Annotated in this window: 19 protein-coding genes; 7 read left to right on the top strand and 12 right to left on the bottom strand. The window is 66.3% G+C overall.

The features are described 5' to 3' along the window. Positions 1–331: 331 nt before the first annotated feature. The 4 genes from D7X12_RS01885 to D7X12_RS01865 are packed head-to-tail and all read left to right on the top strand — an operon-like array spanning position 332 to position 7090. Entirely contained in the window at positions 332–2923 is a 2592-nt protein-coding gene (locus D7X12_RS01885) for a DEAD/DEAH box helicase (RefSeq protein WP_244224293.1), read from the top strand. After that, complete coding sequence (locus tag D7X12_RS43960; RefSeq protein WP_244224292.1) at positions 2920–4941, top strand: methyl-accepting chemotaxis protein; 2022 nt, start codon at positions 2920–2922, stop codon at positions 4939–4941. Before D7X12_RS01885 ends, D7X12_RS43960 begins: the two co-directional genes overlap by 4 nt. Beyond that, positions 4938–5672 carry a hypothetical protein gene (locus D7X12_RS01870; protein WP_120623548.1) on the top strand — a complete coding sequence of 245 codons (735 nt, stop codon included), beginning with the start codon at positions 4938–4940 and terminating at the stop codon, positions 5670–5672. The genes D7X12_RS43960 and D7X12_RS01870 overlap by 4 nt, the downstream gene beginning before the upstream one ends. 8 nt (positions 5673–5680) lie before the next feature. After that, complete coding sequence (locus D7X12_RS01865) at positions 5681–7090, top strand: EH signature domain-containing protein (protein ID WP_120623547.1); 1410 nt, start codon at positions 5681–5683, stop codon at positions 7088–7090. An 89-nt stretch (positions 7091–7179) separates the two neighbouring features. Here D7X12_RS01865 and D7X12_RS01860 read toward each other — a convergent pair whose 3' ends face one another. The 5 genes from D7X12_RS01860 to D7X12_RS01835 all read right to left on the bottom strand — a co-directional run bounded on the left by D7X12_RS01860 (position 7180) and on the right by D7X12_RS01835 (position 14838). Further along, entirely contained in the window at positions 7180–7974 is a 795-nt protein-coding gene (locus tag D7X12_RS01860) for a hypothetical protein (protein ID WP_244224291.1), read from the bottom strand. 235 nt (positions 7975–8209) lie between these two features. Beyond that, positions 8210–9169 carry a hypothetical protein gene (locus tag D7X12_RS01855; protein ID WP_147443485.1) on the bottom strand — a complete coding sequence of 320 codons (960 nt, stop codon included), beginning with the start codon at positions 9167–9169 and terminating at the stop codon, positions 8210–8212. A 42-nt stretch (positions 9170–9211) separates the two neighbouring features. Continuing rightward, positions 9212–10504 carry a metal-dependent hydrolase family protein gene (locus tag D7X12_RS01850; RefSeq protein ID WP_120623544.1) on the bottom strand — a complete coding sequence of 431 codons (1293 nt, stop codon included), beginning with the start codon at positions 10502–10504 and terminating at the stop codon, positions 9212–9214. Between the two features lie 633 nt (positions 10505–11137). Continuing rightward, positions 11138–13090 carry an FG-GAP-like repeat-containing protein gene (locus D7X12_RS01840; RefSeq protein WP_120623543.1) on the bottom strand — a complete coding sequence of 651 codons (1953 nt, stop codon included), beginning with the start codon at positions 13088–13090 and terminating at the stop codon, positions 11138–11140. Between the two features lie 131 nt (positions 13091–13221). Beyond that, on the bottom strand, positions 13222–14838 hold the full coding sequence (locus D7X12_RS01835) for a cell wall anchor protein (RefSeq protein WP_244224290.1): 1617 nt from the start codon (positions 14836–14838) through the stop codon (positions 13222–13224). Positions 14839–15155: 317 nt separating this feature from the next. On the opposite strand from D7X12_RS01835, the gene D7X12_RS01830 reads away from it, so the two are divergent. Then, a complete protein-coding gene (locus D7X12_RS01830) occupies positions 15156–15746 on the top strand; it encodes a DUF938 domain-containing protein (protein ID WP_120623542.1) in 591 nt (196 codons plus the stop codon). Between the two features lie 52 nt (positions 15747–15798). Here D7X12_RS01830 and D7X12_RS01825 read toward each other — a convergent pair whose 3' ends face one another. From D7X12_RS01825 to D7X12_RS01820, 3 genes are all read right to left on the bottom strand, one after another. After that, positions 15799–16362, bottom strand: a complete 564-nt coding sequence (locus D7X12_RS01825; protein ID WP_120623541.1) for a hypothetical protein — start codon at positions 16360–16362, stop codon at positions 15799–15801. A gap of 213 nt (positions 16363–16575) precedes the next feature. Next, a complete protein-coding gene (locus D7X12_RS42740) occupies positions 16576–16752 on the bottom strand; it encodes a hypothetical protein (RefSeq protein ID WP_158619924.1) in 177 nt (58 codons plus the stop codon). Next, entirely contained in the window at positions 16719–17162 is a 444-nt protein-coding gene (locus tag D7X12_RS01820; RefSeq protein WP_147443484.1) for a hypothetical protein, read from the bottom strand. The genes D7X12_RS42740 and D7X12_RS01820 overlap by 34 nt, the downstream gene beginning before the upstream one ends. Between D7X12_RS01820 and D7X12_RS01815 the strand changes: the two genes are divergently transcribed. After that, entirely contained in the window at positions 17146–17382 is a 237-nt protein-coding gene (locus D7X12_RS01815; RefSeq protein ID WP_147443483.1) for a hypothetical protein, read from the top strand. The two genes, D7X12_RS01820 and D7X12_RS01815, sit on opposite strands and share 17 nt — an antisense overlap. Before the next feature lie 69 nt (positions 17383–17451). Here D7X12_RS01815 and D7X12_RS01810 read toward each other — a convergent pair whose 3' ends face one another. From D7X12_RS01810 to D7X12_RS01795, 4 genes are all read right to left on the bottom strand, one after another. Next, the gene (locus D7X12_RS01810; protein WP_120623538.1) at positions 17452–17670 is read right to left on the bottom strand and encodes a LysR substrate-binding domain-containing protein; all 219 of its coding nucleotides are present in this window, start codon (positions 17668–17670) and stop codon (positions 17452–17454) included. 24 nt (positions 17671–17694) lie between these two features. Next, positions 17695–18309, bottom strand: coding sequence for a hypothetical protein (locus tag D7X12_RS01805; protein ID WP_120623537.1), 615 nt, complete (start codon positions 18307–18309; stop codon positions 17695–17697). Positions 18310–18478: 169 nt separating this feature from the next. After that, entirely contained in the window at positions 18479–19183 is a 705-nt protein-coding gene (locus D7X12_RS01800; RefSeq protein WP_120623536.1) for an NADPH-dependent F420 reductase, read from the bottom strand. Positions 19184–19240: 57 nt separating this feature from the next. Continuing rightward, on the bottom strand, positions 19241–19987 hold the full coding sequence (locus D7X12_RS01795; RefSeq protein ID WP_120623535.1) for an NADPH-dependent F420 reductase: 747 nt from the start codon (positions 19985–19987) through the stop codon (positions 19241–19243). Positions 19988–20196: 209 nt separating this feature from the next. On the opposite strand from D7X12_RS01795, the gene D7X12_RS01790 reads away from it, so the two are divergent. Then, on the top strand, positions 20197–20805 hold the full coding sequence (locus D7X12_RS01790) for a TetR/AcrR family transcriptional regulator (RefSeq protein WP_120623571.1): 609 nt from the start codon (positions 20197–20199) through the stop codon (positions 20803–20805). Positions 20806–20873 lie beyond the last annotated feature (68 nt).

Below are 20873 nucleotides of genomic sequence, written 5' to 3'. Positions count from 1 at the left end.
CTTTCAAACCTCCAGGCAATCTGGAATGCTTGTCAGTCTCGACTGAGGACTCCCTGCCAAGTTCGTGAATTCAAGCTCTCGCGCCCCGTCTTCGCGCTGGTCCATTGAGTTGGACCAGTTGTGCATTTCTTTAATCGACCTCCCTCCGGAACTCGCCTTCCGCGTCCACCTCAGATTAGAGGATTGGAAGGCGAAGGGCTGGTGTGACAGCCAACGGGTTCTCTTCTCCCGCGACCAGTGGATCGCACTCGGTCGCCCTACCAATATTGGTGGGGACTCGGAAGAGCGCGACTGCCTCCGAGAGGAATGGGTCTCGCTGCAGCACCTGCTCTTGGACCTGCTCGGGCTTGAACGGCAGTCCATCCGCTGTGACGTCGTGGGCATTCCCGGTGGCACCAGGGCCCAATACAAGATCCGGATTGAAGGCGAGCCGCTCTCGACGGCATCGGAGGCCATCCCGTGGGTGGTGACCCCCGTGGACGGCAAGACGTTCCCCCTGACGCCAACCGCCGCCTGGGCCAGTTCTGAGGCGCGCCTCGCGACCCATGCTTCGCCACAGCAGCAGCTAGCGGTGGTCGCGCGACTTCGCGGCATGTTGGATGACGCGTCCCAGTTGTTGGGAGGGCGCGTCCAGTTCACTGCAGCTGGCTTCCTCAAGACGTTCGAGCCTCAGGTGGTGACTCGGGTGGGTCTGCATTGGGAGCCGGAGCCTGACACCTCCGATGTTGTCTCCTTGCGGTCCTATGCAGTTCTCGCGGATGGATCACAGGCTCCCCTGCCTCTGTCCTCCCTGCGGCCAGGGGGGATTGCTGGCAGTGACAGCCGCCGACCGCTGTTGCTTCCTGAAGGCGCCGATGAGGTACTTGAGAAAGTTCGTCCACTACAGCGTCGTCTTGTCGGCGACGTAACGAGAGAGATGGAGGACCCCACACTCCTCGTTCCCGAGGGACGGGACGTTGACTCCATCTTGGATCTCTCTCTGTACTCGCAGCGAGTCGCGGGATTTGAAGTCCTTCGGGGAAAGCAGCCAGGAGAAGGAAGGGAAGGGAGCGGACTTGTATGGATCGATCCGCCCGCGGATTCCGAGGCTTTTGCTCTGACGATCCACGTCGAGCAAGGGAGCACGCTGGAGCTCCTGAAATTTAGACTGCACTCGCGAGAGGACGCACTGGACGTCCTTGCGCGGAACGATGCGGCGCTGAAGCATGCACCCACCACGGCCATGACCATCGGAGGGCAGCAGCTCTTTCCAAGCGAGGCTCTGGGCCGCCAATTGCGCACGGCACTCAAGCTGTCGGAACAGCCGCCAGAGGAGGGTGAACTCCGTATGGACCCGGATGGAAGTCGGCATTCCAGCGGGAAGGTAGGCGCAATCGTTCGTGAGTTGAACGCCACGCCAGCGGATACTGATGTGGCTTTGGAAGAGTCGAATTCAGTTCCCTGGGACCTCCTTCGCACCGCGCTGCGCCCCGGCGTCACGCTCAAACCGCACCAGAACGAGGGGCTCGCATGGTTGTGGCGCCATGCTCAGTCCAATGCCTCCGGGGTCCTGCTCGCCGATGACATGGGACTCGGAAAGACCCTGCAGGTCGCTTGTCTCCTGACGCTACGATTGCTCGCTGACGGTGGAGGGAAACGCCCACAACTCGTGGTCTGTCCCACGATCCTGCTCGACAATTGGAGGCAGGAACTCGCCCGCTTCTTCCAGGAGGACCTCTGGCCGGAGCCTTTCATTTTGCACGGACCGGAACTTCGGGCGGTCAAACGCGGAGAAGGGCTCAACACCGATTTTCTTGCGCGTCAGCGGATGATTCTCACCAACTATGAGACGCTCGGCGCATACCAGCGCTCCTTGCTGAAGGTAGACTTCGATGTCGTCGTCTTCGATGAGGCACACAATCTCAAGAATCCAGACACGTTGCGCTCTCGCGCAGCCCGTGCGCTCAAGCGGTCCTTCGCAATTGCCCTGACAGGTACCCCAGTCGAGAATGAATTGTTCGATGTCTGGGCCCTCTACGACGCGATCCAGAGCCGGGAACCACGCGTCTTTGGTGTGCGCGCCTCATTCCGCGAGCAACATGGTGGCGAGCACGGCGCGGCGAGCCTTCGGCTCCGGTTGAGGTATCCCTCCGCTCAGAGCACGCTCCTGCGGCGTGAGAAGGCACAGGCCCTCAAGGATCTTCCCCCGAAACTCTACCAGCGCAACTCCGTAGAGATGACGGCGCTCCAGGAGGAGCAGGAGCGGCTCATCGCCCAGCAGGCGCCGAAGCGTGGGGCATTCTGGGCTTTGGCGGCTTTGCAAAAGCTCTACCAACACCCAGCATTGCTTTCGGATGCACGGGGAATGTCAGTGCAGACTGCTCTTCGCGAGAGCCCGAAGACACGGCTCTGCCTTGAACTGTTGGAGCGCGTGGAGAGCCAGGGCAGTGGTGTTCCGGAGAAGGCCCTGGTCTTCGTCCTCTCCCGTGCCATGCAGGAACTGATGGCCCGGCTCATCAAAGAGAAGTTCCGGTTGGGCCACGTCCCCATCATTAATGGGGAGCCAGAGAACCGCCGTGTGGCGCTGCAGTCCATCGACGAGTTCTCGCGCGCGAAGGGGTTCCAGGTCCTTCTCTTGAGCCCCCTGGCTGCGGGAGCCGGGCTGAACATCGTCGCCGCGAATCACGTCATCCACTATGGACGCTGGTGGAATCCCGCGAAGGAGGACCAAGCCACGGACCGTGCTCACCGCATCGGTCAGGTCCGGCCTGTCCATGTGTACTATCCATTGCTCCACCGCCAGGGGCGGGTAGACGCGGGTTTCGACCTGCGGCTTCACGAACTCGTCGAGCGCAAGCGCGGGCTGGCTCACGACTTCCTGTCACCCAATCCTGATGATGCACAGCAGTACGCAGGCGTTTTTCAAGAGGGGGTTGGGCTATGAATTATAATTCTGTATTACAAGATGAGTCGCTGGTAATCCCAATTGTTTTTGTTTTGGCGTTGGTGCTTGTATCGATAGGGGGTGCCGTATGGCGGTGGCGCAGGCTTGCTCAAGCCATCCATGTTGTGGAGGCGAACCTGGAGGCTTTGCTTGCCGGCCGGCGACAGGAGCCTGATTCCAGTGATGCGGGACGCGCCCTGTGGCGTGCTGTTCGTGAGCAGCTCGTGTTCCCTCCTGGGAAGCAGGAGGTCCCGGGACTCGTCCTCATGAGGTCATCTCCCTCGCGAGAGCTTCGCGAAACCTCCCGAGCTCTGTTCCGTCACTCCTTCGGGCATGGACTTGGAGGGAACCTGACGGGCATCGCCCTGGTTATGACATTTGGGCTGCTGGGCCTTGTATTGGTGGGACCGGTTCAAGAGGCATTGAGTAGTACTTTCGCAGGGGGAGCGTCGCAGGCGGATTTGCTTTCCCAGGCTATTGGCAAGATGGGGGCGAAGTTCTTTGTTTCTGCCACAGGGCTCCTGGGGTCATTCGTCTTCCAGGCAGTTGCCGCATCCCTAGAAAAGAAGCTGCTGAGCAGCCTGGACGCAATGCGTGCGAGCTTCGAGCGCACCACCCGGACGTTGGATGCGCATGAGATTTCACTAGCTGCGGCCAGCAAGGATGCTTTGGGGGAACTCAGGGGCGAAATTATACAGACCCGCCGGGAACTCTCTGACCAGCTCCAGCATCTGGAGAGCGTGGAGGTATCCATCCAGGATATTGGCGTAGAGGTTAGGACCCACTTCGGAACGATGATGAAAGAGCAGGTTGGCGATGTTATTACCCGGCAGTTGACCGCGGTCGAGAAGGCCGTTCGGGACATCGCCGCAGACCTGCAGAGAACCATCGCTTCTGGCTTTACCTCGGCGCTCCAGCAAGAGATGGCCTTGGTCCGACAGTACCTAGATGCCATCCAGAAATCAGTCGCGGGAAAGCAGGAACACGATCTGGGCCGTATTCTCGAACAGCTTCGAGACACGGTGTCTGGTGGGTTCCATTCTCAGTCACAGGACATGGCCCGCCAGATGGCAGGGCTCGTGGATGTTCTTCCAAGGTTGGAAAAGCAGTTTGAGGTGATGACCCAGGCCCTTGGGAACAATGCACGCCAGTGGGGCAGCGAGAATCAGCGCGCCGTCGAAGCCCTTGGTGAGAAGGTGTCCGAACTCGTTGGGAGCTTTGATCGGGTTCGGGATGACATGGAAAGAGCCGTCTCTCAAGTGCTCCGCGGAGCGACGACCGCCTCGCATGAACTCGGGATTAAAAATCAGCAGGTGCTCAGTCAACTGGAGGGCAGCGTTTCCGGCATCGTGGGCAGTTTCAAGGACGTGCTCGCGGGAATGCAGGAAAGCTCTCAGCAAATGGTGCGGGTTGCCGCCAAGGTGACTCAGGGTATTCAGGAAGGCACTGTGCAGCAGTCCGGAGCGCTGAACCATATTGCGGAGGGCCTTCGCAACACGGCCGAACTGGGTATGAGCGGCTTCCAGACCCAGTCCAAGGAGTTCGCCAAGGTCATGGGCGAAACGCAAGAGGGGCTGCGCACTCTAACGAAGCAGATGAGCGAAACTGCGGAGAAGTTGGTGTCGGCAACGCGGGGCGCTGGCGAAACCCACAACAAGGCAAGCGGTGTCTCCACGAGGATGGAGGAGGTCGCCCAGCGTCTGATTGAGACGGCGAGTAGCTTCCAGAAGCTCTCCCAGGAACGGACGGGCGTGGTCAAACAGGAGGAGACGCTTCTCAACGCTCAACGGCAGGCCCTTGAGCAAGTCGTCCCGGTGCTGAATGGATTGACTCGTACCTATGAGGAATCTGTCAGTCGGCAGGCGCAGGTCCTGAGCAGCCAGTGGACGGAAGTCATGCGGCGGCTGGACTCCGTGGTGGACCGGACTTCTGGAGAACTCGTCCAGGGTGTGGACGACCTCTCCGAGACAGTGCAGCAACTCAAGGAGACCTTGCGGCAGCAGGTGAGGCGGCCGTGAGTTCATCGGGAGAGAGCAGCGACCGGTCCCTCGCGGACCTGATGGCCGGAGTCGCGGTCGTATTCTTATTGCTGGCCGTCATCTTCATTCTAGAGGCACGCAAGCAGAAGGAAGAGGCCATCCGGGAAAAGGAGGCGGCCATCGGGAAGGTGGATTCTCAGAAAGATGGCGTCCAGGCCTCGCTCTTCTCTCTGAGAGAGGACCTGGTGACACTGGATGCCGAACTCGATGGCGGATTCATCGCGCTGAGTGGACTGGACGGAGGTGTGAACGCGCTGGAGATTGAATTCAAGAACCTCCAGTTTGGCCTGGGGCAGTGCCGGACTCCCCCTGCATATGTCGAGCAGTTCGAGCGAGGGGCTGTTCCCCTCATTCACCGTGTTTGCGAAGCTGTCGATGCCATGCGGGATGCGGGCGCGGAACCGTCCATCATCCTCGAAGGACACACGGATGACCGACCCTTCCTCGGGACGAGCGGCGAGTGCGGGGTCCGTTATGGTGTCTCGCAGTTCAGCTTCGAGAACAACGTCCGTGCGAGCGCCTCGCGCGCACAGGAAGTGTTCTTCACGGTTCGAGGCCAGCTCAGAGATGCTGGCTATGAGCGGGACTGCCTGGATGCGAACTTTGTCGTTTCGGGACGGGGGCAAACGGCTCCACGACCAGGGACAGCTGGGAATGAACCATCCAACCGTCGGCTCGTGATTCGCGTCCGCGGCGACCTACGATTGTAGGAGGTACCATGGGGTTGGACTCCTGGCTCGATGAGGTAAATGAACGGCAGAAGGCAGTCCTGGCGGGGCTTGGCACATTTCAGCAACAGGTCGAGAGTGGAGTGAGGCAGCTTTCTGCCCGCGTGGAGGATGCCCAGCGATTGGCAGACGACCGCGAGCCAGGGCGGCTCCTCCGTGCTCGGCAAACTCTTGATGTTCCGGCTGTGCTCAAGAAGTTGGATGCGCGTGACTTCTCAAGTCTTTCCAGACGTGAGCGACGCATCGTGCCGTGTTTGTGGCGCGAGGTTGGTTTAGAGCGCATGGCCTGGTTCCTCGTGAAGAGTCCTGAGAACCTGCCCCGTTTGGTGCGACAGCGCATCCGTGACTGGAGCTTGTTCGAGGAAATACCGGCACAGGCATCATGGGCGAGGCTGGCTGGTCAATGCAGTGTGGATGCAGGCTTGTTGCGATGGGGGCTTCCCATCTCCATCGAAAGCGCGCTTGGCCGAGAAGGGCCTCGAATCCTGGCGAAGCATTGGCTTGATCGGCCCTTGCCCAATGTGGTCGAGATGCTTAGGGCCTCCGGTATCAAGCCAAGCATCAGCTACGCGGGGCAGGTCGTCGCGGAGTACCTCCGTCGAAGACTCCAGGCGCGGCAGGACGTCTCTGATGCCTTGAAGTTCCTTGTTGATGACCCAATCGGGCGGGGCTGGATGCCGCACAACAACACGGACGACGTCGTTGCTTCGGCTCCCCTGGAAGCTCGAGTGGCCGTGGTTGCTGCTGCATTGGAATGTTGGGCGCGCGGACAGGTCGAGGCGGGTGTCCGAGGCCGTCTGGAGGAACGTCTTATCTCCAGGGACAGCGTCTTCGGTGATCCTAGGCTCACGAACTTGATGCAGGCGTGGGCGCAGGTCCGAGCCCAGGCTGAAGCTGCTTTCGGTGAGTTCCTGACTGCGCTCATTCAGCAGGACTTGGAGTTCTTCTTCGAGCGGGCAATGCACGAGCAGGACCGTCGTCGGTTCTGGTTGCGATATCTCGGTTCCATCAGGAAGACGACGTGCTGGCTGGACTCGGAAACCTATGACGCTTTGAGAAGAAATTTGGCGAACCTGCCCGCAGAGCAGCAGGCTGCATTTCGAAGGGCGAAACGACTTTCCGGCAGCGGGGATGTGAGCGCATTCTGTTTGTCGTTTGAGCGCTACGCAGTGGTGGAGTTTTCAAAGACAGGGAATGCCAGTTTCATTTATCAGCGCCCAGGACTGGAGAGTGCGCTTCAGTCACAGGCTGTTGGGCATCATGAAGAACTCAAGCTCAAGTCGGCCAGCTTCTTCGTGGACCGACTGACTCACGCCGTAGGATGGCAACTCCGTTTCGAGCAAGATCTTCTGGCGCTTGGCATTGAAAAAGACAGTTCTGGGCCGAGAACGCGGCGCTGAGTTTCTGAGGACAGTGGGTGACTGCCAGGTGATCACAAGTAGGCCACTACGACGGCCCCCCTTGACGCGGACGATGCCTCGCTGGCCGCTCAGCGGCTCGCGCGGCGCGTGATTCGGCGGCGCCAGGGTCGGAGCGTGGCCAGGAGGGCCAGGGCGCTCAGGCCTCCTCCGGCCTGCGAACAGCTGTTGTTGGATGTGCCTTCGGGTTCCTCTCCGGGCTCTTCGTCAGGCTCCTCGGGCGGCTCCTGGGCGCACGTCAGCTCGAAGTCCACGGTCACGGGCGGCAGCGTGAGGTGGGCGTGCTCCAGTGTCCCCTTGAGCGTGGCCTGGTGGCGTCCAGGCGCGAGGCCCCGGGTCGGAGGCGTGGTGGGGTTGGGCTCCCCGCAGAGGGTGTAGAGGAACATCAGGCGCCGGTTGTATTCGTAGAGATGGGTGTCTGGGTTTTCACCCGTGGGCGTCAGCCCGCCATGTTTCGCGTAGGACCACGCCTCTCCATCCACCTCCACCGTCCAGTGCACCCACGGCAGGAACGGCACCAGCTCCGGTGACGGCGTGAAGTGCAGGGTGGTGGTGTCGCCCTCCGCCTGCGTGTTCCCGCAGCTCGCATCCCCATACACGCTGAAGGTCCTCCGTTGAGGCGGCTCGGCCGTGAGGCTCCCGAGCGTCGTGGGCAGCGGCAGGGCAGGGCCCGCGGTGAAGGTCGTCGCCTGGGTCTCCTGGGGTCCACCGAAGTTGCAGACGCCCTTCGCCTCCAGACGGTACGTGGTGCCCGTGACGAGCGGCGCGTCCGGGACCAGGACCTGGGTCTGGTGGGCGCCTGTCGTGACGCTCGCGGGCACCTGGGTCCCATCGTCCAAGAGCAGCCGGACGGTGGTCGGATCCACGCTCTCCAGAAGCGGTGGCACCGTCACCAGCCCGGGAAGGTTCGCAGGGACCGCTCCACCGTCAGCGGGGAGGGCGAAGCGGGTTCCTCGCAAGCAGTTGGGCGCGACGCACGCGTGCGCTGAAGGAGGAAGGAGTGCCCCCATCCCCACGAGGAACATCCCTACGGTGGCCAGCTTCCGGGTGTATCCGTGCATGCCTCATCAGACACCCGAAGCCGGAGGGTTGGGACACGGCTCAGGTGGGACGCACTCCGCGGGAGCGCCTGCGCCAGAGCTGGAGCGTGGCGAGGAGCCCGAGCGCCGTGAGGCCGCCGCCTGTCTGGGAGCAGCTCTCGCCGTCAGGGGAGGGGATGGGGTCGGCGGGCTTCTCCGGGCACGTCAGTTCGAAGGGCACCTCCAGCAGCGGCAGCGGTACCGCCAGGTGTTCAATCACCGGACGCAACGTGGCCACATGCCGTCCCGGTGCGAGTCCCATGTTCATGGGCGGCTGTGTGCCGGGTGTCACCTCGCAGACCGTGTAGAGCCACAGCAGGTCCCGCGTGTACTGCAGCCGGATGGAAGGGATGAGTTCGCCCGTGGGCCCCAGCGCGCCGTGCGGTGCCGTGGCCCAGGGCTCTCCATCCACCTCCACCGTCCAGTGCACCCACGGCAGGAACGGCACCAACTCCGGTGACGGTGTGAAGCGCAGGCGCAACGAGCTGCCCTGCGTGTCCACCGAGCACGATGCTCCTCCGACGACGGTGACCTTCCCCTGCTGGACCGGGCCGGCCTCCAGCACGCCCGGGGTGGCGGGCAGGGGCAGGGGCTCGCTCGCGGTGAAGGTGGCCGCCACGGTCTCCTCGCCGAGCGGACAGGGGTTGCTTCCCTCCAGGCGGTAGCCGGCGCCGGGGACGAGCGGCGCGGCGGGCACCACGACCGCGCTCCCGTGGGCGCCCTGGGTGATGTCCGCCGCCAGCTCGAAGCCCTCCGCCGTGCGCAGGTGGACGCTGCCTTCATCCATGTTCCGGAAGATGGCGGGCACGATGACCAGGGCGGGCACGTTCGCGGGAACCTCGGCGTTCGCGGTCATCGGAATCTGGACCTCGCGGTCGGAGCAGGCGGGACCACTGCAGGCCTCCGCGACAGGCGTCAGGCCCCCTCCCGCGCCCAGCACACACGTCACCACGCCCAGGGTTTTCCAATCGTGTCGCGTCATGCGGTTGAGACACCCGGGTCTGGAGGATTGGGACATGAGCCCTCAGCGTCGGTACAGCGTGCCGCCCTTCATCACCAGGCGTACCCGGCGCACGGCGGAGATGTCCTGCGTGGGGTCGCCCTCCACGGCGACGAGGTCCGCGAGCAGCCCTGGCTTCACCTGTCCGATGCGGTCCTCCCAGTGCAGCATGCGCGCGTTGCCGGAGGTGGCGGCCTGGAGCGCCTGCGCGGGCGTCACGCCGCTGCCCACGAGCAGCTCCAGCTCCCGCGCATTGTCCCCGTGGGTGAAGACGCCCGAGTCCCCGCCGACGCACAGGGGCACTCCCGCCGCCAGGGCGGCCTTGAGGCCCGCGCGCTTCTTCTGGGACGACTCCGGCTCCGGATCCACGCCGCGCTTCCAGCCCCGGTACTGGAGCATCGCGTCGCCCGCGGCGAGGGTGGGGCACAGGAACACGTTCCGCTGCGCCATCAGCTTCCAGACTTCGGGCGTGCCGCCGTCGCCATGTTCAATGCTCTCCGCGCCGGCGAGCACCGCCCGCTTCATGCCTTCCGGCGTGCTGGCGTGCACCGCGACGGGGCGTCCGCCGCTCCTCGCGGTCTCCACGATGAGGCGCAGTTCCTCCAGGGAGAAGGTGGGGAGCGCCTCGCCCCGTGGGCCCCAGCGGTAGTCGCCGTAGACCTTGATCCAATCCGCGCCGCGCCCCATCTGTCCGCGCACCGCGCGCGTCAGCCCGTCCACGCCGTCCGCCTCCTCCGCGCCCTGGGGCACCGTCCATTCAGCGGCGTGGCCCTTGGGGCCGTAGCTGCCGGTGGCGACCAGTGCGCGCGTGGTGACGACCATGCGAGGGCCCGGGATGATGCCCTGGTCGATGGCCTGCTTGAGGCCCACGTCCGCGTCGCCCGCGCCCTCGGTGCCCAGGTCGCGCGTGGTGGTGAAGCCCGCGAGGAGCGAGGCCTTCGCGTGGTTCGTGGCCCGAGCGACGCGCAGGGCCAGGGACTCCTTGAGCACCTGGTCGTTCCACGACGCCTCGTTGTACGGGTGCAGCAGCAGGTGCGAGTGGCCTTCGATGAGTCCTGGAAGCAGCGTGGTGCCGGGCAGGTCGATGACCTCCGTGCCCTCCGGGGGCTTCAAGCCCTGCGCGGGACCCGCCGCGACGATGCGCTCCCCGGTGACGAGCACCGCCCAGCCCGTGTGAGGCTTGAGTGTGGTGCCGTCGAAGACGCGCGCCGGCCGCAGCAGGTACGAGCGGGGCGGCGTGGCCGCGGGCGTCTGGGCCCGGACGGACGCGGAGACGAGGACAGCGAACAGGACGGTGGCGAGGAGTGGGGCGCGCATGTCGGGGGCGGCAGTCTGGGCACTGGACGCAGCCAGGGGCCACGGGTTTGTGGGAGCGACCTTGAACAACGTCAGGCGAAGCGCAGTCCCCTTCGAACCCGTGCAGGCGGGGGCTACTTTTGAATGGCGAGGATGCGCGCCCCGGAAACATCCACGGCGTAGGTCGCGCCCATGTCGAGGGCGATCTCCCTTTCGTGCTCAGCGCAGTTGGTGGGGCTGAATGAGAACCGGACGAAAACGACCCCGTCAGCTCCTGGAGCCGCTGACACGTTGAATGCCTCGCGCCGGTAGAGGCACTGCTCAAAGGGAGTCGCATTGCGATGGGGCTTTGTCCCAAGAGGGCGAAAGTCCTCCATGGCGAGCGCGATTGCCGCAGCAGTCGGCCCCGACAACTCTTGAAGCCCCTCACTCGGAAGGTCGCGTGGGAACTGAACCCTGGCCGCCACTTCTGGCGGTGCGTGAGCAGGTCGTGCGGGCCGCTGGAAGAGTGCACACCCCTGCAGGAGGAGGCAAACAGCCACGACCGGTATTTTCATGCTGCTTGGGGGCTTGTCAGACATCGTCGATGGTGGTGATTCGCCCAGATTTCTTGTCTTCATTCAAGTATGTCATCCCGCTCAGGGAGATGTCACGTCACTGCGCCAAGGCGCGGAACACCTTGGTGTCGCCGTCGTAGCTGTTCGGGTTCCAGTACACCTTGTCCGCGCCACCCCGGCCATCAATGTCCGCGAAGGCGAAGGTGGTGTTCTCCGAGCCGCTGTAGCCGGTGTTGTCCATCACCGGGCTGCCCGCGAAGTTCGTGCCCGTGCCCGGGTAGATCTGCATCCGGCCCTGGCGGAAGTTGGGCCGCCAGAAGACCTTGTCCGCCTTGCCATCACCGTCCACGTCCGCGAAGTACAAGCGCGTCGTGTCCACGCCGCTGGTGCCCGCCTCGTGCGCGAACGCAAAGGCAAACACCCCCGCACCCGTGGAGCGGTACACGCGCGTGCGGCCCCCGTCCTGGTCCGGGTTCCACAGGATGCGGTCCGCCTTGCCATCCCCATCGACGTCCGCGAAGTACACGCGCGTGCCCTCGCTCGTGTTCGCCCCCACCGTGCTCTGCACCGCCGCGCCGAAGGCCGGTGCCCCCGCGCACTTCGCCACGAAGGTCTCGAACGCGCCGGCCCGCTCCTTCGGGTTCCAGCGCAGCAGGTCCGCGCACCCATCCCCCGTCACGTCCGCGAAGGACAGACGCGTGGACTCGCTCTGGCTGGCCGCCTGGAAGACAGACACGCGGTCGCCGAACGTGCCATCGCACTTCGCCGGGTAGATGCGCACCTCGCCGTCTCCCAGCGTGGGCCGCCAGAGGACCTTGTCCGCGCACCCATCCCCCGTGACGTCCGCGAAGGAGAACCGCGTCGTGGACACCGCGCTGAACGCGCCCTCGTTCTTCACCGCCGCAACGAAGCTCCCGTCACACCGCGATATCGCGACCCACGTCTCCCCCTCGCCCAGGGTCGCGTTCCAGGAGATGCGGTCCGCGCACCCATCCCCGGTGACGTCCGCGAAGAACACCTGCGTCGCCGGGGACGTGCCACCCGGCGTCGGAGAAAACGTGGAGCCCGCGGAGAAGAGGGCGGGGCGCAAGGTGGCGAGCACCGCGAAGTGGTCCGACGGCGTGTTGCCGCCGCTCTCCGTCCGGTCGATGGCGGGCGCCGATGACGTGAGCGCGCCCCCGTTGTGGAAGATGTAGTCCAGCCGCGCGTAGTTCGTGGACGGCGTGCCGTCCCACGCGTTGTTGAACGTGGCGTCGTCCTCGCCCGTCGTGCCGTCGAAGCGCGCGGTGCGGAACAGCTTCGCCCCCGCCTCCAGGTCCTCGAGGGTGCTCTCCCCCGGCGTGGACGTGCTCTGCGCGTCCGCGTTGAAGTCCCCCATCGCGATGACGGGCAACCCCGCGGGCTTCGTCGCGAGGAACGCGGCCATCTGCGCCGCCTCCTTCAACCGGCCCAGCGAACACGCCGCCGCGTAGGCGAAGTGCGTGTTGGCCACGAAGTACACCTGGCCGGACGTCAGGTCGCGCAACCCCACCCAGGCAATCTTCTTGCCCTCCGCGTGGCTGAAGCACGGCGCGCCAGGGGCATAGGGATTCACCAGCGACTCGTTGCCGTGGCCCACCTCGGGGGCCATCTCAAAGCGGCTCTTCTTGAAGAAGATGAGCTTCGGGCTGCCACCCCCCGGGTTGTAGACGCCATAGGGCTTGTCGGTGCCCGTCAGGCCCGCGATGAGGTCCGCCGGGATGCTGGGCCCGCCCGCCGGGGCCTGCGCCTCCTGCACGCCCACGATGTCCGCGTTGTTCGCGAGGATGCGCTGAATGACGGCCGCCTTGCGGTTCGGCCAGGCGAGCACGCCCGTGTCCAGCGGCCCCCGCACGTTGTACGTCATCACCCGGAAGGCCTTGTGCCCCGTCGTCGCCGCCGCGCGGGCCTCCCCCAACAGCACGTCCCGGGAGGGCAGGTCGCCGCTCGATGCGCCGTCCTGGGGGCCGCAGGCACCCACCAGGGACGCGAGCAGCGCGGACAGCACGAAGCCGGTTCGGACGAATCGCATGACTGCGATTATAGATGCAAAACGAGAAAGAGCTTTAATTCCTTCCGGATGGGATGATTCCGGATGTTGCAGGCGAAAAGAGGCCGCGCCCGGCGTGGAGCCCGGGCGCGGCCGTGGGTGACGGCGATGGGTTACTGGCGCACGACGCGCTTGAGCTTGAAGGGCGAGGGGGACTCGCTCATCGTGTAATAGGCCGTGCCGGTGGAGTCGTACTCGATGGCCTCGCCCTGGCCCTCCACGGTGTCCGTCAGGGCGACGGGCGTGGCGGCGAAGGCGGTCTCGAAGGCGGCGCCCGGGGCCGCGCGGAACTCATACACGCGGCGGTAGGTGCGCAGCAGGAAGCGGTTCGCGCACGGGTGGATGTTGCCCGACGTGGCGGCGCCGTAGTTGGTGTCCGTGGTGGTGGGCAGCTGGATGTTGGCCACGAACACGAGCGTGGACATGGTGCCCGGCGCCGGCAGCGGCTGGGGGAACTTGTAGACCTTGCTCGCGCCCGCGTAGGACTTGGTGATGATGTAGATGTCGCCCGTGGTGGGGTGGACCATGATGGTCTCCGCGTCCTTGGGCGTGTCCGGGTACTGGAACGGGAAGGCCGTCGCGGTGAGGTTGCCGCTCGTCTGGCCCGCGCCGATGTCAGGCTCCGGGATGCGGTAGACGGCGAAGGTGGACGGCGGCGTGGGGAAGTTGGCGCTCGAGCGGCCAATGTCACCCATGTAGATGCACTTGCCGGTGGGGCACGGTCCGGAGGCGACGTCCTCCCAGTCCGCGGGCGTCACATTGGACACGTTGAAGGTGCCCAGGGTGCTCGCGTCGGTGGTGCTGATGGCCACGATGGCGGTGGTGTCCTCGTTGTGCACGTAGAGGACGCCCGGCGTCAGGCGGCTCATCGCCAGGCCGGACGGCTCCACGATGGCGGGGGACACCACGGTGCCCTGGGTCGTGTACGTGGTGGCGAAGGTGTCACCCACGGAGCAGGACGCGGAAGCGCCCACCGCGCGCAGCGCGACGACCTGCGCGATGTTCGTGTTCGGGAAGGGCGACGAGCCGTTGAACGCGCCCTGGGCCCCGGCGGCGCCCAGCTCCTTGTGGGCCACGTCGAAGAGCAGGCCCGTGGACGAGGACACGAGGCAGGTGTCGAGCGGCTCGGCGAAGCCCGTGGGCGGCACGATGGGGCTTACGGGGCACTCGGCGCCGGTCCAGATCTGCGAGCCGAACCACACCGCGACGCCGTTGGCGGTGCTGGTGGTCAGCGCGGGCGTGATGAAGCTGGCCGTGGTGCCGTTCTTCTGGCCGGCCTGCGCGTCGATGGGGTTCGTGGGGTCCACGCCGGAGAACGCGGAGAGGGTGCCGGCCATGTAGCTGGCCAGGTCCAGGTTGAACGCGTAGCTGGCGGGCTCGGACGCGGTCGCGACCTTGTAGAAGACCCACGCCTTGATCTGCGACGCGCTCTGGTCCGAGCGCAGCAGCGTCCAGCCAGCGGGCGCCGTCGCCACCGCGGCCACGACGTTGCGGTTGATGATGCGTGCCAGCAGCACGTCACCCGCCACGGTGCCCGCGGGCTTCGCGATGCTCAGCGAGGTGATGGTCTTGCCCGTCGCGCTGCTGCTGCTCCGGTACGCGATGGTGGACAGCGCCTGCTGCGTCGCGCTGACCTCGGCGGAGACGCCGTCCTGCTCGGAGGGGGAAGAGGTGTCCGCGCCCTGCGGGCCGCAACCCGCGAACGCGAGCAACGACACCGAGCACAGCATGCGTGAAACATTTCGATTGAAGAACTTCAAGGTCACTCCAGCCTGGATGGTGATGCGAGACGAACATCCACGAGAACCGACTGCGCTCTCGCTTTCGCAGGAAGTTGTCGGAAAGGGCAGACAAGTGTTGCGGAATTCCCGCATGTTGTTGGTTCGAGTCGCCCCTGGGTGCAAACTTCCGCGAGGAGCCTTCCGGGTGAAGCTGATTGTCCGCTCGTGGACCGGGCGTGCGGGGCTTGCGTCGGACCGCGAGCGGAAGGTGCGGCACCGCGAGTGCGGGCTTCCCTCGCGTGCGCGGGTGTGGAAGACCGGCGGACATGATGCGCCATGCCCCCGCCACCGAGCGCAACCGCGAACCGCTCCTCGCCGTCCTCCGGGAGGTGCTGCCCGCGTCGGGCCTGTTGTTGGAGGTGGCGAGCGGCACCGGCCAGCACGCGGCGTTCTTCGCGCGGGCGTTCCCGGGGCTGTCCTGGCAGCCGACGGACGGGGACGCCGGGGCGCTGGAGAGCATCGACGCGTGGCGCGCGTCGGAAGGGACGCCCAACCTGCTGCCCGCGCGCATGCTGGACGCGAGCTCCGACACGTGGCCGGTGGAGCACGCGGACGCCATGCTCTGCGTGAACATGATCCACATCGCCCCGTGGGCGGCCTGTCAGGGATTGATGCGGGGCGCGGGGCGGGTGCTGCGCGCGGGGGGGCGGCTCGTCCTCTACGGGCCCTACTTCGTGGAGGGCACGGTGACCGCGCCGAGCAACCTCGCCTTCGACGAATCGCTCCGGGCCCGCGACCCGGCCTGGGGCGTGCGCGAGCTGGGCGCGGTCACCGCCGAGGCGCTGCGACACGGGCTCACCCGCGAGCGCGTGGTGGAGATGCCGAGCAACAACCTCACGGTGGTGTTCAGCCGGTAGCGGGCTCCCACCGGGACGGCCTGCCGCGCCGTCCCGGTGACGTGCGCGCGGGCTACATGCCGGGGCAGTGGCCGCCCTTCATCTGGCGGGCCGTTTCGTGGACCTCGTCGATGAGCTGGCGCTTCTGCATTTCGTCCAGGGCGGAGTAGGTGACGGTGATGCCGTCCTGCGTGTCCTGCGCCACCGCGCGGGAGGGCACGGTCGGCGCTCCCGCGGTGTCCTGGGGGCCGCCACCGCCCGTGCCGCTCTCATCGCGGCCGGCCTGCTCCTCCAGCGCGCTGTCACCCAGGTCCTCTTCCTGTGCCAGGTCCATGGGCGTCTGCGAGCGCGTGCGCTGGGCCTGTTCGTCCAGCATCCGACGGCTGCGAAGCTGGAGGTCCGCCACCTGCGAGGGATCCGACGTGGTGAAGATGAGCGCCACCCCATCCGACGTGTCCTCCGTGCGGACCTGCGCTCCTGGCACGGCCATGGGACAGCGCTGATCCACGGACGCCTGCGCGGGTGTGGGAGTCGCTTGTGGCGACTCGGACTTGTTCATCTCCTGTTTGGAACAGCCCGCGGAGAAGCACAGCGCCGCGGACGCGGCGAGGGCCAGCGAGAATCCAGGCATGGACATGGGCACGGTGCGCCTCCTCTGTCGTGAGAGTCCTTCCCGCGGAACGTGGGGACGTGGGGGCGGCCTTCGCAACACCCCCTGGCACACGGGGCGCCTGGAGGCCCCACCTTGGAGGCAGGGGCCTTCATCGCGAAGTCGACAGCGCGGTGCCCGGGAACATCCTCGCGCGGGATTCCGTCTCTCTCATGTCGGGGGAGCGCGCCTGCCCTCGGCTCACCACACGGCTTCGAGCTGGAGCATCACGCCATGCTTTTCGTAGATGCCATTCGTGTAGTCATACGCATGGCAAAGGCGCTGTGCTCCCTCGCACGCGGCGGAGTCCTCGTCGGTGAGCCGCATGTCGATGTTGGAGCGGTTCACCAGCAGCTCGTAGCGCGCGGTGAGGCGCAAGTGCTCCGACAGCCTCGCGCGCAGGGAGGGGCCCAGCGTGCGAGGTAGCGGCGCCACTCCACCTCCGCGTCCAGGCTGGCGGTGAGCCACGGCAGGGGCTGCCACCGTCCTGAGCCTCCGACGGCGTGGCTCATGAAGCCGAAGGGAATGACATACGCCTGGGATGCGACGGAGGACTCCGTGGGGGTGATGGCTTGCACCAGCGTGCCGATGCGGTCCTGACGGTAGCGGTACCACGCCGTGGCGCTCCCGAAGCGCAGCCGCGCTTCCTGGGACAGCGTGGCGTCCAGGCGCGGCCCGGTGAGGTAGGCGAACTCCTCTGCGAGCCCGTCCTTCTCCACCTCGGAGCTGGTGGACGGCGCGCCGCCCCGGCGCAAGAGCACGCAGGCGGACGTGACGCGCACGCGCACGGATGCTTCCGGCGCGGTGGTGAAGTCGGTGCGCCTGACGGGCGAGCTGTCCGTCGCGTTCTCCAGCGACACGCCGCGGGTGCGCACCATTGATGGCGCCTACACGGAGACCGTGCTCGATGGCTCGCAGGGCACTGTCACGCTTTCGGGCATCGTCCGGCCGTCGCGCGACGTGTGCCCCTGGCCCACGGGCGGCGAGCGCGGCGGCGGTCGCCACTGAGCACTTTCACGGGGCTCGCGGGCCGGGGGCGCCTCTCCCCCTCCTTCCCCCGGGCCGCGACGCCTCCTGTCAGCGTTGGATGACCGGAGACGCCGCCACCAGCGGCGCCGGTGTGCGCGACTTGAGCCAGAGCGCGTAGATGGGAAAGACGGCGCGGGGACGCGTCAGGGGCCACGCCCCCACGCCGGGCATGCGCGGGCCCCCCGGCTGGAATGACGGCACCCACGAGAAGCCCAGCCCCGCGGCCACGAAGGCGAGGATGCTCTCCGCGGAGTCCGCCGCGTGCACCCGCTGTTTGTTTTCTACACCGCGTCAGTCCCGCAGCAGCGGCTGGCCCGCCAGCACGTGCTCGCACAAGGTCAGTGAGCGGTTTCTGGGCTGGACAAGCGTGGGGGCGAGCCGCGCCGCCAGAGCCTCGCCCTCGAGCGGATCGGGTACCGATGCCGGGAGGTAGATCGCGCCGCGGTGACCTGGCCGCAGCCACGCGCCGACCTGCGCCTCGCCGTGGACGACCAGATGGGTCGCGTCAGTGCCGTCCGTGACGAGGTTGCCGGTCAGCTTGAGGTCGCCCTCGATGAACACCTGCGCGTCGGCGCTGAGCAACAGGTCACGGGCAATCAGCGAGCCCTTGACCCACAGCGGCACGTAGAGGTCGAGGTCGCGGATCACCAGCGGTCCATCGACAATCAGATCGCCTTCGATGACGCACACCATCGGCTCCTCATTGCGAACGTAGGTCGGTCCGCTCAGCGTGAGCTTGCCTTCGTGGACCACGAAGGCGACCTCGTTGCCGCCGAAGAGGTCCTCATAATTGACCGAATCATCACTGACCTCGAGCAGGTTGTAACGCTCAAGGCCGAGCTCGGTTGCAAGGGGTTGAAACCGCGTGCCGGGGAGGGTGATGTAGGGTTGGGGCTTCAGGGACATGCGGCTTGATAAAGAATTTTTTGCTCGCAGGCCAGCGCGGCGGAGGCACGCGTACTCCGCGGGGCTCAGAGTCCCAGCCGTTGCCCTTGCGCGACATGCTGCATTCAATGCCCTGCTCCTCCAGCCGCCACAGCCAGGAGCGCCGGGCCAAGCACGACCCCGGTTCCCCTCAGGTCGAGCGAGCCAGGGTCGGTGCGAAGTACGGACGCGCGGCCTCGTCAGCCTCCGCGCGGTACTGTGCAATCTTCCCGGCGTCGGCCTGCGCCAGAGCGGCTTCCAGCCCGGCCCTACCGAGGTCGTGGCAGTACGCCGGTGTGCCGGGCTGCTGCCGCCAGGACTCGGCGAGCGTGCCGGCGTCGAGGCCGTCGAAGCCCAGCGCCTCGATGATGCCTTGCACCCCCTGCTTCGCACGCACGTCGTCGCCAGCGACGGAGAGACAGACACGGCCCGGGGTACCGGCGGGTACGCCTCGCGTGGCGAGGCTGTTGGCGCCGATGTTGTTGAAGGCCTTCACCACGGGGCGGCCCAGCATCTGCGCCACCCACTGGCTCTCGGCCAGACCCCCGTCGATCTCTGCGATGCGGCCGTCGCGCGACGGGTAGTAGTTGCCGGTATCCACCACGACCGCGGACGTCGCGGCGAACACGTGGCGCGGCAGCTCCGACACGGCCTTCTGCGGGATGGTGACGATGATCACGTCGCGAGCACGCGCGGCCTGCTCCACGGTCGCTGCGGTCGCGCCCGTCTCGGCCGCCAACGCGGCCAGCGAGGCGGGGCCACGCGAGTTGGCAATCGACACCCGGTGCCCGAGCGCCGTGAGCTTCCGTGCGAGCGTGCTGCCGATGTGACCTGAACCCATGATTCCGATGTCCATGACGTTCCGTTTCGCTGGATGAGAAAGAAGAGTGGACCGACCGCAACCGGCGGACCGTCACATGAACAAGACGCGACTGAGGCGGACCCCGAAGTCCGAATCGGGATTCGTGGCGCTGTCCCCCACCCGTTCCTGGATGACCGCCACTGAGAGATCGCGCCGCTTCGGCAAGCGCGCCGCGTCGGCGGCTGCCAGCGCGGCCGGCAGCTCCTCGCGGGTGAGGTCCGTCCCATAGCAGGGGGCACCCGGCTGCTGCCGCCATGACTCCGCGAGCGTGCCCGCGTCGAGTGCGTCGAACCCGGTGTCCTCGACGAGCGCCATGGCCACCTTGCGCTCCGCTTCCCGGTCCGCCGCGACAGGGAGCGCGATGCGCCCCGGGTGCCCCGAGGCCATTCCCCGGGTTGCAAAGGAGGCGGAGCCGATCGAGTTCCACGCCTTGGCGACGGGCCGCCCCAGCCGTTCAGCGACCCACAGGCTTTCGACCTGGCCGGCTTCGATGGCGTCAATCCTGCCGTCGCGCCCGGGATAGTAGTTCGACGTGTCGATGACCACCGTCTCACTTGGGACGCGGGCCATCAGCGGCGCGACCTCGGGCAGACGGTTCAGGGGGATCGAGAGGATGACGACGTCCACGTCGGACACCGCTTCGGCGACCGTGACCGCGCGTGCGCCGGAGGCCAGCACATCGGCCTCGATCGTCTCCGGGCCGCGCGAGTTGGCCACCTTCACGTCATGTCCGGCCGCACCCAGTTTACGTGCCAGGGTCTTGCCAATGTAGCCGACGCCTAGAATGCCAATCTTCATGTCGAATCTCCTCGTGTTCCATGGGGCGTTCACTCGACCGCGGGATGCGCAGGCGCTTCGAGCCACAGGAGCATTTGTCGGAGCGTCATCGACGGTCCTTCACCTGGGGCAGGGAGAAGCGGAGGGTGCCTCCGATTTATTGGCCATATATACGGAGGTAGACTCCGTTTCGCAACGTGATGGAATCCGATGAGGAGAAGGAGGAGCCGATGAGCACCGGGGAGGCGGAGGGGCGGAAGCCGCGGGCGGACGTGCTGCGCAACCGAGCGAGCATCCTGGAGGTGGCCCAGCGCCACTTCCTGGCGCACGGCTTTGGCACCTCGCTGGAGTCGGTCGCCAAGGAGGCAGGCGTCGGGCCGGGCACCCTGTACCGCCACTTCCCCACGAGGGAGGCATTGCTGGCGGCGGTGCTGCAGTTGCGCTCGGAGGAGCTGGTCGCGCGCCGCGCGGAGCTCACCCAGGTCGCGGACCCGGATGAGGCGCTACGGCAGTGGATGCGGACCCTGGAGGACTACTTCAGTGCCTTCAGCGGCCTGCCTGAACCTCTCATGGTCGCCGCCCGGGAACGCGAGCCGGAGAATCCGCTGACCCTTCCGTGTGACAACCTCATCGCCACCACGGAGGAGTACTTGAAGGCCGCGCAGCTCAAGGGCCACGCGCGCTCCTCCATCAGGGGCTACGACCTGTTCCTCGCCGCGATCTCCGTGGCCTGGCTCAAGGGCACCGGCGCCGCGGACGACGCCTCGCTCACTGCCCTGCGCACCATCGTCGAGACCGGGTACAGCAGTGGCTCCCCCAGGCAGGTGCGGAAGAGGTGAGCGTGCGTGAGGTGTGGAGGCGGGCTCAAGGGGCCTGGTGCAGGCGCAGGGGGGCGTCCGGGACACGG

The sequence above is a fragment of the Corallococcus sicarius genome, assembly GCF_003611735.1.
GTDB classification, from domain to species: Bacteria; Myxococcota; Myxococcia; order Myxococcales; family Myxococcaceae; genus Corallococcus; species Corallococcus sicarius.
The sequence above is the reverse complement of the archived record's forward strand: the minus strand, read 5'-3'. Positions and strand labels throughout refer to the sequence as shown.